Raw genomic sequence first — 15,293 nt, forward strand, 5'->3', positions numbered from 1 at the left:
CGCAAGCGATCTGAATGACCGCGCCACGCTTTAGTTGTTTACCTCGGGATGGGTGATGCTCTTGACATCCGCGAGGCCGCGTGTGGCATCGCGATTGCCGGTAGCGGCCGCAGCCTCGAAAACTCGGGTCGCGTCACCAAACATTTTCAGGTTCATGTAGCTGTAGCCACGCAGCACCATGAGATCGACGCGCTCCTGCTGCAGCTGGGCGCGCTGGTCGAGAAAAATGAGCGCTTCGCGATAGCGGCGGCCTTCGAAGGCGGCTAGCGCGCGATCGGCAAGGATCGCCACCTGCAGTTCGGAGGCGCGGTCGCGGCTCTGCGGTGCCCTGGTAGCCGCGACTGCAGCATTGTTGGAAAGGCCGGCCCGCAGAAAGGCAAGGCTCTGGCCGTAGGCGGCATCCTCACGCTCCTTGCGCACAGGACTTGCAAGCGCCGCCTCGAAAGCCTTCACCGCTTCCATGGGCCTGTTGATGTCCATCAGGCACCAGCCGCGTGTCAGCGCATCACCAGGGCTGAGGCGGGCGGGATCAATGGTCGTGGAGCACCCGCGCAGCTGGCGCGGGCCACGCTCGACTGCAACCGTCTGCATGACCCGCGCGGGCTTTGCCGGCACAACGGACTGGGCCGGCACAACGGACTGGGGCTGCACTTGCGCCTGCTGGGATTGGAATTGCGCGAGGGACTGCGGCTCCGGCTGGAAGGCCGCACTAGGTTCGGTCGGCGCAGACTGGACTTGCGGTGCTGCGGGTTGCGGCTCGGCCGCAGAGCCGGGGGCCGGCAATGGAGCGTTGGCTCGGGAAGCCGCAGACGTATCGTTCAACGTGGCAATGCGGGCCGAACGACCGGCCCAGAGACGCTGGATCTCGGCAACCCCGGCACGGTCGTTCAACTGCTGGCGGGTAACTGCAAGGCCATAGGCTGAAGGTTCATCGTCCGGCTTCCACCGCAGTGCCGTCTCGAACCAGCGGGCCGCCGTCTGGAACTGGTTCAACGAACGGGCATACCAGCCGAACTGCTGGGCCGTCGGCACGTATTTCTGCTCGATGATCGCAGCGGCGATACGGCCGAGCACCTCCTCGCTCAGATCCGCCGGCGGCTGCAAGGCCATCAGATTGGCGGTCGCGGCAAGATAGGTGGCGGTCGCATCCTTGGAATCGCCACGCCATTTATACATGACGTCCTCCGCCTCCTGCGGCGACTTTCGGGCAATCAGCGCCAGCGCCAGGCCCTGCGAGGCAACAGCGGAATCCTGCTTGTCATGGGCGATGCGGAACCACCTTTCGGCATCCGCCTCGTTGTTGCGGCGAAGCTGATACCAGCCGAGCAGCAGCGCGTCCGAGGGTAGCCCCTGCTCTTTGGCAAGCCTCTCGACGCGAGAGATATAATCGGGAGCGACTTCGAGCTTGGCATCGTCGTTGCCAGCAGCAACAAAGCGGCGGGCAAGATCGTCGCGTAGGCTGTCGAATTCCCTGATACCATTGGCATCGGCAGGTTTTTCGAGGGAAAGCAGCGCCTGCATCGAACCATACGGCAGAAGAGCGGCAGCCTTCTGGATCGTCGCCACACGTTCGGCAGGCTCGGTACAATTCTTCAGGATGTAGGTGTAGGCATCCTGCCCGCGCTGCTGCCTGTTCGTCTCAACGAATGCCTCGGCGACGCGCCAGAGCACATCTATCTCGGCGCAGGTCAGCAGGCTCGGCGTTTCGGCTGCGATATCGATGACCGTCGCATATTGCTTGAGATCGGAGGCATTGATGAGCCGGGTTCGGGATTCGGCGACGTCCAGGCGGTCGAGCAGGTCGGCTGGCGGTTGCCAGCTTTCGGCGGCCTGACGATCGGCGATCGCCTTGCGCAGCTCGGCATAACGGCCCTCCGAATAAAGCCGCCACATGTTTTCGAGTTGCCTATCGCCGTTCTGTGGAATGGCGAGTGGATCGGCAGGCGGCACCCAATTCGGATAGAGCGCCTGCAGGCGGGAGATCTCCGCCTGCAGGCGAAGCTTGTCGCCGCGGCTTGCGAAATAACGAAGGGCGCTTAGATCAACGACCGGCTGCTGGCCTGCTGCCGTGCCTGCAGGCGGATTGGCCGGCGCGGTGGCGGCACCGGCAGGAGCCGCTGATGGTGTGGTCTGCGGGACGACCGGAGCCGGCTGCGGGGCCTGATTTGTCTGGGCTTGGCTTGTCTGGGGTTGGCTTGTCTGGGCCAGATTCGTCTGGGAATTATCCTGTGTCGCGGCCTGGATTCGTTCCGCCACGGTCTGCACGTCGATCGGCTGGTTGGAGGGAGTATCCGGCCCCTTGATGCGGCCCATCATCATGAGTTCGGGGGCCCTGCTACCGAAGCCGAAACGCTCCTGCAACGCTTCACGGTCCTTCAGCCCGGCGATGAGAGTCGCCACCAGGACTGATGCCGTGATCGCCACAAGAGAAGATTTCACAGACACTCTGGATGCTTCTCCCCGACATAGGCCAGCCCCAGAAGCTGAAGCGTTGATGGATAATAATAGGCGGGCGCAAATTGCAGCGCTTCGGCAGGAAGTTTGGTTCCGTCTAGTACACAGGCCACAACGTGGTTAACAATTTCATAACCAGGGTCGGAAAGCTCGGTCTTCGGCTGCCCGGTCGTCAGATCGATGGTGGCGGGCACGCCATTTGCGGTCATGCCTTCTTTGAGACGCGCCAGCAACGCCCTGTCAGTCACACCGCCTCGCGCCAGATAGAGCGGGATACGGATCGCATTGTAGCCGAACTCAATGTCGAAACCTTCGGCCGGCTGCGGCTGGCGCTTCAGGCTTACCCATTCGGCAGGCAGCTTACGCGGGCCGAACTGCATGGCCTTGAGCAGCGAGAGGCCGTCATCCGCGAGTTTCTGCCACCGATCGGACGGTGCAAGTGCCGCCATGACGGGAAGCGCTTCATAGACCCAGTAGGATGGGTTGATGACAGGGCCATCGTCGCGATCCGCGCCGGAGAAGCCATCCGCACCGGGCATCAGCAGGGTGCGGCCGGCAAATTCGACTATGGTTTCCGACAGCGTCGACTGCGCCATGCGGGTGGCCGCGGTGATATATTCGGTTCGGTTCCAGGCGGAGCCCGCCAGCGCAAGCGCATAGGCGATCAATATGTCGCCATCGGAAGCATTGTTGGCATCGGTCGCATGCGGGGTGGCAGATGGATCCCATTTCCAGACGGCAAGGCCGTCATTGCGCAACAGCAGTTCGGTGCGGGTGAAATACCAAATCTGCTCGAAATCGGCCGGGCTTGCCGCGAGATAGGCGAGCAGCAGGCCATAGCCCTGCCCTTCGCTGTGGCTGATATTGCCGTTGCCGTTATCGACGATGCGGCCGCTCGGATCGAGGAATTTCGCCTTGTAGGCAGCCCATGCCTCGCTGCTGATCCGCGGCTGCTGGGCAGAGGCCGGCTCACTGGCGAGCGCCAGCATCATCGTGCCTGCGAGCAGTGTGGCGACCCATCCCCTCATTTCGACCTGCCGAGCCTTGAAAGCATTCTGGAAGTGACCAGACCGATCAGCAACGACAACACGACCAAAAGGAAGGAATAGGAGAGAATATTCGTCGACAGCCAGTTGGCAGCGATCAGGCGATAGTTGGCGATCGACAAGCCGCCAGTAGGCACGAAATCGAAGCGCGTGACCGGAACGCTCTCGATCTTGCCGGTGCGGCTGGAATAGGTGGTGATATGGCCCGATATCTGCGGCCAGTTCATCTGGGCGGTGAGTGCATTCAGCCCCTCGCGCAGGTCCTTGGCCGAGGGCGACGTCACGACCGTCCAGGTACCGCCGCCATCTGGGCTCTTGCCCTGAGCGATCATCAAGGTCGCCGCATTCGACGGCGTGAAGACCTGTTCGGCATTTGGGACGAATTGCAGCGAGCTGGCAGTGATGTCGAAGTTGCGGCGCAGCCATTCGCGGAACGCCTCTATGCGACCCTGAAGTGCGCCTCCGGCGATGCGCGAGCGCCATTGCTCCAGCGCCTCTCGATTATCGATTTCCGTCGGCTGTGAATCCGTCACCGGTCGCCAGGAAGCCTGGCTGGCAGTTGCGACATTGACCTGGGTAAGCGCCGTTGCCGGCATCTGCGAAATCGAGCCGATGAAAATGGCGTTGCGGTCACCGATCACACCCGGCGAGGCGACGGTTTCGATTGCGATCGGATGACCGGCCATGATGGCGAGCTGACCAAGCAGGGTCGCAGCGGCCGAGAGCGTATCGGCATCGGTACGGTCGATGAACAGCGGCGTCGGATCAGGATTGCGTCCATAGGGATAGGAAGTGCCGGCCATGGCCGCGAGGTTCGGACGCTGCCCGACGCGGGCGAAATCCGGCATATGAAATTCGGACGTGTCAAAAAGTGCAAAGCGCGGCGCCTGCGAGGCCGTCGCGCCGGGGACGCAGGCCGCGTCGTCCTCGGTCATCAGAACTGCCTCGATGGCGATCGAATTCAGGCCAGGCTTGAAGTGCCGCATTGTCACGCGGATCGGAAGCTGGTGGAAAATACCGCCGTTGCTCGTCGCGATCGGCACGGTGGAGGCGATATTGCCGTTCACGTAGACGTCGATATGGCTGCCAGGGAGCACTTTGCTGGAATAGGCGGCATCGAGCAGGATTTTCGCCTCGCCATAGGCATTGGCATAGAAATCGGCCGGCACGGCGACATTGAAGCCGGTGCGAAAGCGGCGGCCGGAGAAGTCGACGGTGCGTATGCCGAGCTGCGAAAGCGGGATGCGCGTATCGGCAAAGAGAAGCGGCGCGTCGGGCGCCGTCCAGCGCTGCGTGGTCAGCACGTCGCGGCGTGTTTCGGGGGTGCGGTCCGTCGGAGACACGATAGTATCGATCGCGGTCGAAACCGCCTGCCAGGACGGACCACTGATCAGCAGGACGGGCGAACCACTGCGCGGATCAGTGACAAAGGCGGCAAGCGGTGCGCTTTCAGCGCCCTGGGGAAGGCTAGGGAAGATAGGCCGCAGTTCGGCGGCGGTACCGACGAGCACCGCCATCTTGCCAGGACCACCTGCCGGAAGCGCGCCGGTACTGAAGCCGAAGACCTGGTTCGGCATGCCGCTCAGGAGCGACAGGCCCTGCGCCAGACGCAGAAGTGGCTTGGTGGTGCCGGGTTGTTCCATCGCCGGAACGACCAGATCGAATTCCGTCTTGCCGGTGCCATCGACGCCGATGGCGCGGATCGCATCCGTGCCGGAAAGCTGGCCGGCATCGCGGCCGGCAAAACTCAGATAGGTGCCGGCCGGATCGATGTTCGACCAGAGCTCATAGGTGGAGTCGATGCTGCAATCCGTGCGGTGGCGCTGATTGGCTTCGAAGGTGATGAGGTTAGCACCGGGTTGCAAAAGACCCGGAGGAACGTCGAAGCTGACCGCCGATGGGCTATCGGGCGAACCAACCTGCTGCTGGCCGATGGCACGGTTGTTGATGAACACGGTCAGCTGCGACACTTCGGGAGCGACGACGACGGCGTTCTGATAGGTGAAAGTGAACCGCGCTTTCGCCGCCGCCTGCTCGGTCGTCAGATAGATCGACCATGACCTGCGGTCATATTCACCACTGAGGCCAAGTTCGGAGAAGGGCACGATGTAGCGCCTGACATCACCGGTCTGCGGAGCGACCGCGACGGGACGGACGGCAGGCTGCGTGGCCGCCGGCTGTGGCTGAGCCTGTGCCGGGGCAGAAGGCGCTGCCGGCGCCGGTGCGGGAGGCGGCACCGGCTGCGGGGCAACCGTCTGCGGCACGACGGGAGCAGGAGCCGGCGCGGGCTGGGCGGGCAGTCTCAGGCGTGGAGCAACCGGCGCACCCGCCGGACGCTCGCCGGACATGTCAAAAGGGCTGATCTGCGCATGAGCGAAAACCGATGTACCGACCAGGAGAAGGGAAGCGGCGAAGAGCTTTCTCATCCGGCGTTCACCTTTGCGGCCTGCTGCTGTCGATGCGCCTCGCGCTCCGGCCGCATGCTGCGGAAGAAATACACCAGGCCACGGCTCGTCTGATAGAGCGATAGGCCGAGGAACCAGACGGTACCCCTGATGAGACCGGGATTGCGGCGACGCGAAGCCTGGAACTGGCTCCATTGATCGGAATTGGCGAAGATCAGGTCGGCGATCAGGCGGTGATCCAGCGCGCTCTTCGGCTGATACTGGCAGCCGACATTGGTAATATCGCCCGACGGCTCGATATTGCGGACGATGAGCGGCAGGGTTTCGAGATCGGCGCCGCTATAGGGCCGGAAGCGGATTTCGCCGAGCGCCCCGACCTGCACTGCATCGAAATGCTTGCTGAAGATGTGCAGGCGCGCGCCGTGGACGGAGACATCCTCGATAGAGGCCGTGTACCACTGATCGCCGATGCAGAATTCGCAGCGGCGGTTGACGCGCACACGGCGGGAGGATGCCCTCTCCCCGCGCTCGGAGACGACGCCGAGCGCACAGCCGGCAAGGATGAGGTTGATGATATTCCAGCCGCCGACGACGAGGGTGACATCCGCCTTATAGGGTTCGGCATAAATCTTGTAGATGGTGATCGCGACGGCGATGATCTGCACCGCGAAGATCACGAAGAAGGGCCTGCTGATTTCCGACAGGCGGCTGACGGAGATGGATTCATCCTTGGCGGTGACCTTGAAGGTCGGCTTGCGCGGATTGAGCATGACCGAAACGACAGCCGGCAACAGGTGCACCGTCTGCACATATTCATAGAGTTCGGAAATCCACGGCCAGCGGAACGATCCGTAGAGATAGTTCTGCATCATCAGGTTCACGACCATGTAGGCGAGCGTATAGGCTAGGAACTCGCCGCCGGAAGCCGTGAAGATTTCCAGGTCGAAGAAGAGATAGAAGAGCGGCGCGAAGAGGAAGATCGTGCGCGGGAACGGGAACAGCCAGAACAGCGACGAGGACATGTAACAGAGACGCTGCGGCAGTGTGAGGCCGCGCTTGAGCAGCGGAAAGCGGAAACGCAGGATCTGCATCATGCCCTGCGCCCAGCGGCTGCGCTGGCCGATGAAGCTTGCGAAGGTGGCCGGCTGCAAGCCGGCGATCAACGGCTTGTCGAGATAGATGCTGTTCCAGCCGGCGCCGTGAAGAGCAAGCGCGGTCTCGCAATCCTCGGTAATGCTGACACCGCTGAAGCCGTTGGCGGATTGGAGCGCGCGGCGGCTCAGCACCGCTGCCGAACCGCAGAAGAAGGCGGCGTTCCATTTGTCGAGGCCGCGCTGGATGATGCCGTAGAACATTTCGTTCTCGCTCGGCATCTTTTCGAAGGTGCGCAGATTGCGCTCCAGCGGGTCCGGATTGATGAAGAAGTGCGGTGTCTGGACAAGGAAAAGCTTCGGGTCGTCGTCGAAATAGCCGACCGTCTCCAGAAGGAAGTCGCGCGCCGGCGCATGGTCGGCATCGAAAACGGCGATCAGTTCGCCGCTCGAATGCTGCATGCCGTTGTTGAGGTTGCCAGCCTTGGCATGTTCGTTGCGATCGCGCGTCAGGTAATTGACATCGAGATCGACGCAGAGCTGCTTGAGTTCGGCGTGGCGGGCGGCGGCAGCCTGCGCCTCGATCAGCTTGCCGGAATTGCGTTTCTGCAACGTGCCGCCATCGTCCAGCAGCCAGACGTGCAGTTTGTCGGCCGGATAATCCATCGCCTTGGCGGCGGCGAGCGTATTGGCAAGCAGGCCGGCATCTTCGTTATAGGACGGCACGAAGACATCGACATGAGGGAAGCGCTCGAGCTTGCCGGCACGCGAAGGGCGCGGCGGCAGCGGGGTCGCGACAATGAAGAGCGATAGCGCCAGCATCATCACGCTATACATTTCAGCGAGATAGAGCAGCAGGCCAGGAATGAAGTTTTCGAGCTGGTTAACCGGCGGCAGCGTATTGGTCGTGCGCCAATAGACATAGCGCAGCACGATGGACGTACCGAAGGCGAGCGCCACAAGACGCCATGTACCCTCGCCTTTCAGCACCTTGATGAGCGCCATGACCGTGACGACGGTGATGCTGGCAATGAGCTGGGTCTGCAGATTGACGGGCAGCGTGATCAGGGCGATCACGCAAAGCGACACTACAGCCCATATGACAACACTGCCAGCCTTGCGCATGAACGTTCCTTCGAAATGGCTCAACCGCTGCGCATCGGCGCATTGGGCATATTTGCTATTTCTGGCAGCCGGCCGTCATGGCCGCATCGCCTATGCAGTCAGGCGAAGGCACGGTCACACCGATCGGCCTTGCCGTTTGTTGGATCGTCGCCGGCGCCTCTGCCGGCGGCTCTATCGCATTCGTCTGCGTGTCGTCATTCGGCAGCGGCACGCGAGGACCGACAGGCGGCTGCAGGACCGGCGCGACAGGTGCGGGCTGCGGCTGCGCCCGTCGCACGGTCACGGTCCGTGGTTGGCGGATAGCGGCCGGAGCGGGCTCGTAACCGATCGGCATCGTGGTCGGACGATAGCCGCCCTCGTCCGGATAGATCGGCGCGCCGGTCTGGCCGAGCGTCGGATTGGCCGGCGGCGGAGCGCCATAGGGATTCCAGATATCGCCGTCGAAAGTGCCGGTGACGGTGTAGCCGTAGACGATGCCGAGAAGCTGGCGCTCAGTAGCACGGGCATCGCAAAGGCGCAGGCGGATCTGGATCATGCCGAAGTTGCGCGCCTGCGTGTGCGCGGACTGGCTGGAGCGGATCTGCTGCCAGGCATAAATACAGGTATCGCCGGCGCGGCTGTGGCCCGAGGCATAGCCGAAGGGACCGTAGCTGTTCTGCAGGAAAGTAGCTGATGTCGCCATCGGAACGGCGGGAACGGAGCGCGCCATCTCGCGGGCGATATCCCCTTCCCGGATCATCCTGTAGGAGGTGCTACCAGTCCCTGGATTGGCGCCGGACGCGCCAAGGAATTGCGCTTTCAGGAAATTCTGGCCCTGAACAGATGAGGAGGTGAAGAGCGATATCGTCTGCTCCACACCATTTCCGCGCTTTTGTTCTACGACGCTGACAATCGACGGACCACCGGGGGGCGGCAGGACAAGCGCCTTTTCCGGCGCTACGGCCTCAGGCCCGGCAAGCTGACGCACTCCACCTGTCGACGTGCAGCCGGCTATCATGGCCGCAACGGCCACTACCGATATCGTCTTCGGAAAATGCATGTCCTGGCCGTTGCTATCGTATTTTTAATCTTTGCCTGAGGGGACAAAGCGCGACGAATTTCCGAATCAACAACCCTATGTCGTTCATTAGGAATAAACGATGCTTATGGTTAACAAATGGTCAACGTCTCAGCAGTTGTACCGGGTAAAGTTGGCGGCCGCTCCACCTTCGCGGGCGCAGCCACGTGAAAGGAACCGAAGGGTATCTAACAAGGGACGCACGGAGGTTCTCAACCTTGCCCGGCTCCTGCTTCGCGCCGGCGGAACCATGAAGCATGGCTGACGTTTTCCCGATGGCTGGGTAGGAAAAGGAGAATATCCATGCGCAAGACCATGCTGGCCGCGGCCGCCCTCATGCTGACCGTAAGCTCCGCTGCCTTCGCGCAGAGCAGCGTCATCATAACCGATCCGGCGCCGACCGGTTCGACTGTCGTACTTCCAGGGGAAGTCCGCACCTATGTGATGGAACAGAGCGTTCCCTCCGTTGTCTATGACGGCGATATCGCCGTCGGTGCGACGCTTCCCGACACCGTGGAAATCCACACCGTTCCCAATGTGAACGGGTATGGCTATACCGTGATCAACGAGCGCCGCGTAATCGTCGAGCCGCAGACGCACCGCATCATTCAGGTTCTGGAATAGGTCCTCGGCATGGCAATGAGGCTCGTCCCGGGCCTCACCCCTGCTCCGCGGGAGGCTTGCTGTTCAGCACTTCCCGGACCTTGTGGGCGAGCTGTTCCAGGCTGAAGGGCTTGGCAAGCAGCGAGACGCCGTGATCCAGCACACCATTGTGAACGATGGCATTACGTGTGTAGCCTGTCGTGTATAGTATCCGGATTTCCGGCCACTTATCCATGACCGCATCAGCAAGCTGGCGGCCATTCATCTGCGGCATGACGATATCGGTGAAGATGAGATCGACGCGCTCGTTCTGCAGAATGTCCAGCGCCTCAGGACCGCCTGCGGCCTGCAGCACGCTATAGCCGAGTTCGCGCAGGCTTTCGGCCGTCATTTCCCGCACACTCTCGTCATCCTCCACCACGAGAATGGTATCTTCGATGCTTCCCTGCGGGATCGGTGTCATCGACGGCGCCGAAAAACGGGCGTCGCCCGAACCGACATGGCGCGGGAGATAGATCTTTACGGTCGTGCCACGATCGATCTCGGAATAGATCTTGATGTGTCCCCTGCTCTGCTTGACGTAGCCGTAAACCTGGCTGAGGCCGAGGCCCGTGCCCTTGCCGGGACCTTTCGTGGTATAGAAAGGATCGAAGGCGCGTTCCAGAACCTCGGGTGACATGCCGATGCCGGTATCGGTGATGCTGATCATCACATATTGGCCGGCCTCCACCTCCTGGTGCATACGCGCATAACGGTCGTCCAGTTCGGTATTGGCCGTCTCGATGGTCAGATGCCCGCCGTCGGGCATGGCGTCGCGCGCATTGACCGAGAGGTTGAGGATGGCATTTTCAAGCTGGCTCAAATCGGCGAAGGTCGGCCAGAGGCCACCCGCCAGAACTGCTTCGATCCTGATCTGCTCACCCAGCATCCGGCGCAGCAGTTCCGACATACCGCCGACCAGCTTGTTTGCATCTATGATTTCCGGCGCCAACGGCTGCTGGCGTGAAAAGGCGAGCAGGCGCGCGGTCAGCACCGCCGCGCGCTGCGCACCGTCCCTGGCACTCTGGATCGAGTTCAGGAGGCGTGGATCCTCCTTACCGTTCAGCCGCCTCTGGGCAAGATCGAGGCTGCCGACGATGATCGCCAGCATGTTGTTGAAGTCGTGAGCGACGCCGCCGGTCAGCTGGCCGATGGTTTCCATCTTCTGCAACTGGCGCACCTGCGCCTGGGCGCTCGCATGTTCCGCCATCTCGCGTTTCAGTTCGCCGGTGCGCTGCGCAACCGTCTCTTCCAGTTTCCTGTTGAAATCGTTGAGCTCTCCGCGCAGATGCGCCTGCCGGCCGTGCGAGATCACGATCGCCTGCATCAATCCGACGATGATGAATGCGTTGACGACGAAGGTCGACAGGCCGATCCATTGACCGAAGGTGACGGGCCAGAAGATATCGTGCGGCTCTACGAAGAACTGCTGGACGACGAAACCCGACAGAATGGCGGCGACTACCCCTGGCCCGGCACCGCCGATGAAGCTTGCGATAAGGACGGCGGGCAAGAAGCTCAGAAAGGGAAAGCCGGAGAGATAATCGCCGGCAGCAACGCGCAGCAGGAAGGTGAATACGACAGCGGCGACAGCGAACGGATAGGTCAAACCCGGCCTATGACGCAGCCAGTCCGTGGCGCTCAACAAATCCATTTCCCAGCCTCTTCCCTTCCGTTACGAAAACGGGCCCTCCAGCTTTTGCATATCGAATCCGGCCGGGCAATATGCCGTTTCTCGTACTATGGCGATCCAGCCTTGACGAGCAGCCGGCTCGGGACAGATAAGCCCCGTGATACCCGGCAAAGGGCCTGGCATGGTCTGCGCAAGGGTAAAGGGTGGACAAAACCATGAAAGACATATTCATCGTCGAAGACGATGCGCTGATCGCCATGTTGCTTGAGGAGATGCTCGAGGATCTCGGTTATCGCGTCAGTGCGAATGTTCCGGATCTGGAGCAGGCGCTCGACGCAGCCCAGCACAAGGAGTTCGACGCGGCTATTCTCGACGTATCATTGGCTGGAAAGAGTTCGCTGCCGGTCGCAAAGCTGCTTGAGGCGCTCGGCAAGCCCTATGTCTTTGCAACGGGATATGGCAGCGCACCCGAAGGCAGCAGTTCAAGCCAGCCTATCCTCAGAAAACCGTTCCAGCTCTCCGATCTCGAAAAAGCGCTGAAGGGCATGCAGGCCTGAAGCGACTCGCGATCTTTCAGATTCGTCCGCCGCGCTTTAAATTCTTGTCTCACGCATGTCGTTACTGCAACCGCTACGCTCGTTTGCACGACGTGCTTTAGCGCACCTGATCGAGCAGACGCTTGCATTCCAGGAGATCGTAAAGTGCTTCCTGGAGAAGCGCTCGATCCTCTTTGCCAACACTCGACTTGCCGACCGAAATCTCCGGCTGATCATCCTCGCCGCTGACGAAATTGAAGAAGCGGCGCGTGATCGGCGGCTTTGCGCGGCCGACGATCTGATCCTCTTCCGCCATAGCGACGCGCGGTTCACCTGCGACCGTATCGTTCACGTTGCCCGAGAGCGCTTCGACGCTTGCAAGATCACCGTGACCGACCGCGACGACAAACTTGTTGCCGTTTGTCTTCAGGAGCTTCTGCACGCCCTTGATCGTATAACCGTGATCGTAGAGCAGATGGCGGATACCTTTCAAAAGGTCGACATCCTCCGGCCGGTAATAACGCCGGCCACCACCCCGCTTCATCGGCTTTATCTGCGGAAAGCGGGTTTCCCAAAAGCGCAACACATGCTGCGGCAGGTCGAGATCATCAGCAACTTCGCTGATGGTGCGAAAGGCATCCGGGCTCTTGTCCAACGTCATACTGCTACGCGACCTCGCGGATCGATCCAAACGGCGACTCATCATATTTCAACGGTTTGGAGCCGCGAATTCAAGTCACGTCTTGGCGTTGCGCACAGCCGGAGGAGCTAAGCAGCAAAAAAATTTTCCGTTCAGCGGAGAAAAAGATGATCAGGCAGCCGGATTTTGCGGCTTCGTTTTGCCCTTCCGGGCGACATGGGACTTGAGAATGCGCGTCTTGAGCACATTCGATGCCTTGAACGTCATGACGCGACGGGGGGAGATTGGAACTTCCTCGCCGGTCTTCGGGTTGCGGCCAATACGCTCGTTCTTGTCGCGCACCTGGAAGGTTGCGAAGGAGGAGAGTTTGACGGTCTCGCCGCGCACGATGGCATTGCAGATCTCGTCGATGACCGTTTCGACAAGCTCAGCAGATTCGGTCCGGGAGAGACCGACCTTCCGAAAAACGGATTCCGCCAGGTCTGCTCGCGTAACTGTCTTTCCGGTCATGGTTTCCCCGCCCAATAGAAAATATTTTGTGAAAGTGGACGAAGATTATTTGTCTTGTGCCTCACGGTCAAGCTCTTGTTCGCCGCCAGTTTTTTAGGATTTGTGCCTACCAGCGCAGCAAAACCGCGCCCCAGGTGAAGCCGCCGCCCATGGCTTCCAGCATCACGAGGTCGCCCTTCTTGATGCGTCCATCACCTGCAGCCGTCGCAAGTGCCAGCGGAATGGAGGCAGCAGACGTATTGCCGTGCAGATCGACGGTAATGACGACCTTTTCCGGAGCAATGTTCAGCTTCTTGGCCGAACCGTCGATAATGCGGCGATTGGCCTGGTGGGGGACCAGCCAGTCGAGATCATCGGAAGTCGTCCCAGTCGAATCGAAAGCGGCCTGGATGACGTCGGTAATCATGCCGACGGCATATTTGAAGACCTCGCGACCTTCCATGCGCAGCTTGCCGACCGTACCCGTCGAGGACGGACCGCCGTCGACATAGAGCTTTTCCTTGTGCGAACCGTCGGAGCGCAGATGTGCGGTCAGCACGCCGCGATCTGCGGTCGTGCCCTCGCCTTCGGCTGCTTCCAGCACAATCGCGCCGGCGCCGTCACCGAAAAGCACGCACGTGGTACGGTCATTCCAGTCGAGGATGCGGGAGAAGGTCTCGGCGCCGATGACGAGTACACGCTTTGCAAGGCCACCCCGAATATAGGCGTCAGCCGTCGTCACTGCATAGACGAAACCGGTGCAGACGGCCTGAACGTCGAAGGCGAAGCCGTGCGCCATGCCGAGACGATTCTGGATGTTGACGGATGTCGCCGGGAAGGTGTTGTCAGGCGTCGAGGTGGCACAGATGATGAGATCGATGTCATCAGGCGTCAGGCCGCCATTTGCGAGCGCGGCACGCGCTGCCGCCTCGCCGAGCGACGACGTCGTTTCGTCATCGCCGGCAATGTAACGCTGCCGGATGCCGGTACGCTGGACGATCCATTCGTCCGACGTATCGACGACACCTTCCATTTCGCGGTTGGTCATCACGCGTTTCGGAAGTGCTGCTCCGAAGCCACGAACCACTGATCGGATCATATTGCTTGAACCCCGTCGCTCACGCGGCTTCCGGCCCCATCGGGGGCAGCCGCTTGGCATGATATTTTTTGAGATCGTTTTCTATTTTCTGGGTCAGGCCATTCTTGGCCATGTCATAACCGACTTCGATGGCCGCGGCTATGCCTTCGGCATTCGCACCGCCATGGCTCTTGATGACGATGCCGTTCAGGCCGAGAAACACGCCGCCATTGACCTTGCTCGGATCGAGCTTCTCACGCAGCATGTCGAAGGCGCTCTTGGCGAAGAGATAGCCGATGCGGGCAAGCAGGGTGCGCGACATAGCGGCGCGCAGATAGCCGGCGATCTGCCGGGCCGTGCCTTCGGCCGCCTTCAGCGCGATATTGCCGGAAAAGCCTTCCGTCACCACCACATCGACCGTGCCCTTGCCGAGATCGTCGCCTTCGACGAAGCCGGAATATTCGAGCGAATCGAGATTGGCCTCGCGCAGCAGGCGACCAGCCTCCTTGACCTCTTCCTGGCCCTTGATTTCCTCGACGCCGACATTCAGCAGACCAACGGTCGGGCGCTCCACCTCGAACAAGGCTCGCGCCATCGCGCCGCCCATGAGAGCAAAATCCATGAGCTGCTGCGAATCGGCGCCGATCGTGGCGCCGACATCGAGGACGATGCTTTCACCCTTCATCGTCGGCCAGATGGCGGCGATCGCCGGGCGTTCGATATTGGCCATCGTGCGCAGACAAAACTTGGCCATTGCCATGAGCGCGCCGGTGTTGCCGGCGGAAACGGCGACATCGGCCTCGCCCGACTTCACCGCTTCGATGGTGCGCCACATGGTGGAGACATAGCGGCCGCGGCGCAGCGCCTGGCTCGGCTTCTCTTCCATGCTGACGGCAAGTTCGCAATCGTGAAAGGTCGACTTTTCCCTAAGCTTGGGAAACTTCGCCAGAACCGGGTCGCACTGTTCCTTGATGCCGTAAAAGACGAAGGAAATATCCGGATGCCTGTCCAGCGCCTTGGCAGCACCGGGGATGACAACCTGGGGACCAAAGTCGCCACCCATGAGGTCGAGAGATATTCTGATCACGCGTCCCTGA

At 61.2% G+C, this 15,293-nt stretch carries 12 protein-coding genes; 2 read left to right on the top strand and 10 right to left on the bottom strand.

Annotation, left to right across the window (positions count from 1 at the left end; genetic code table 11):
• Positions 1–30: 30 nt before the first annotated feature.
• Genes H4W29_RS02510 through bcsN form a run of 5 tightly spaced genes read right to left on the bottom strand, consistent with a single transcriptional unit; the run spans position 31 to position 9,160 of the window.
• On the bottom strand, positions 31–2,439 hold the full coding sequence (locus tag H4W29_RS02510) for a cellulose synthase (RefSeq protein ID WP_192727515.1): 2,409 nt from the start codon (positions 2,437–2,439) through the stop codon (positions 31–33).
• Positions 2,436–3,482, bottom strand: coding sequence for a family 8 glycosyl hydrolase (locus H4W29_RS02515; protein ID WP_192727516.1), 1,047 nt, complete (start codon positions 3,480–3,482; stop codon positions 2,436–2,438). The genes H4W29_RS02510 and H4W29_RS02515 overlap by 4 nt, the downstream gene beginning before the upstream one ends.
• Entirely contained in the window at positions 3,479–5,926 is a 2,448-nt protein-coding gene (locus tag H4W29_RS02520; protein WP_192727517.1) for a cellulose biosynthesis cyclic di-GMP-binding regulatory protein BcsB, read from the bottom strand. Before H4W29_RS02520 ends, H4W29_RS02515 begins: the two co-directional genes overlap by 4 nt.
• A complete protein-coding gene (gene bcsA, locus H4W29_RS02525) occupies positions 5,923–8,121 on the bottom strand; it encodes a UDP-forming cellulose synthase catalytic subunit (protein ID WP_192727518.1) in 2,199 nt (732 codons plus the stop codon). The genes H4W29_RS02520 and bcsA overlap by 4 nt, the downstream gene beginning before the upstream one ends.
• A gap of 55 nt (positions 8,122–8,176) precedes the next feature.
• A complete protein-coding gene (gene bcsN, locus H4W29_RS02530; protein ID WP_192727519.1) occupies positions 8,177–9,160 on the bottom strand; it encodes a cellulose biosynthesis protein BcsN in 984 nt (327 codons plus the stop codon).
• Positions 9,161–9,481: 321 nt separating this feature from the next.
• Between bcsN and H4W29_RS02535 the strand changes: the two genes are divergently transcribed.
• Positions 9,482–9,802 carry a DUF1236 domain-containing protein gene (locus tag H4W29_RS02535; RefSeq protein WP_192727520.1) on the top strand — a complete coding sequence of 107 codons (321 nt, stop codon included), beginning with the start codon at positions 9,482–9,484 and terminating at the stop codon, positions 9,800–9,802.
• A 34-nt stretch (positions 9,803–9,836) separates the two neighbouring features.
• On the opposite strand, the gene H4W29_RS02540 is transcribed toward H4W29_RS02535, so the two are convergent.
• Positions 9,837–11,474 carry a response regulator gene (locus H4W29_RS02540; RefSeq protein ID WP_192727521.1) on the bottom strand — a complete coding sequence of 546 codons (1,638 nt, stop codon included), beginning with the start codon at positions 11,472–11,474 and terminating at the stop codon, positions 9,837–9,839.
• 194 nt (positions 11,475–11,668) lie between these two features.
• Between H4W29_RS02540 and H4W29_RS02545 the strand changes: the two genes are divergently transcribed.
• The gene (locus H4W29_RS02545; protein ID WP_192727522.1) at positions 11,669–12,010 is read left to right on the top strand and encodes a response regulator; all 342 of its coding nucleotides are present in this window, start codon (positions 11,669–11,671) and stop codon (positions 12,008–12,010) included.
• A 97-nt stretch (positions 12,011–12,107) separates the two neighbouring features.
• Here the strand turns inward: H4W29_RS02545 and H4W29_RS02550 are convergent, their stop codons facing one another.
• The 4 genes from H4W29_RS02550 to plsX all read right to left on the bottom strand — a co-directional run bounded on the left by H4W29_RS02550 (position 12,108) and on the right by plsX (position 15,283).
• Positions 12,108–12,650 (bottom strand): MerR family transcriptional regulator, encoded by a 543-nt coding sequence (locus H4W29_RS02550; protein WP_192727523.1) that lies wholly within the window; start codon positions 12,648–12,650, stop codon positions 12,108–12,110.
• A 150-nt stretch (positions 12,651–12,800) separates the two neighbouring features.
• Positions 12,801–13,139, bottom strand: coding sequence for an integration host factor subunit alpha (locus H4W29_RS02555; protein WP_007819963.1), 339 nt, complete (start codon positions 13,137–13,139; stop codon positions 12,801–12,803).
• Between the two features lie 106 nt (positions 13,140–13,245).
• Positions 13,246–14,217 (bottom strand): beta-ketoacyl-ACP synthase III, encoded by a 972-nt coding sequence (locus H4W29_RS02560; RefSeq protein WP_192727524.1) that lies wholly within the window; start codon positions 14,215–14,217, stop codon positions 13,246–13,248.
• A gap of 19 nt (positions 14,218–14,236) precedes the next feature.
• Positions 14,237–15,283, bottom strand: a complete 1,047-nt coding sequence (gene plsX, locus H4W29_RS02565; RefSeq protein WP_192727525.1) for a phosphate acyltransferase PlsX — start codon at positions 15,281–15,283, stop codon at positions 14,237–14,239.
• Positions 15,284–15,293: the final 10 nt, after the last annotated feature.

Origin of the sequence: Rhizobium viscosum, from assembly GCF_014873945.1 — a bacterium.
GTDB lineage: Bacteria > Pseudomonadota > Alphaproteobacteria > Rhizobiales > Rhizobiaceae > Rhizobium > Rhizobium viscosum.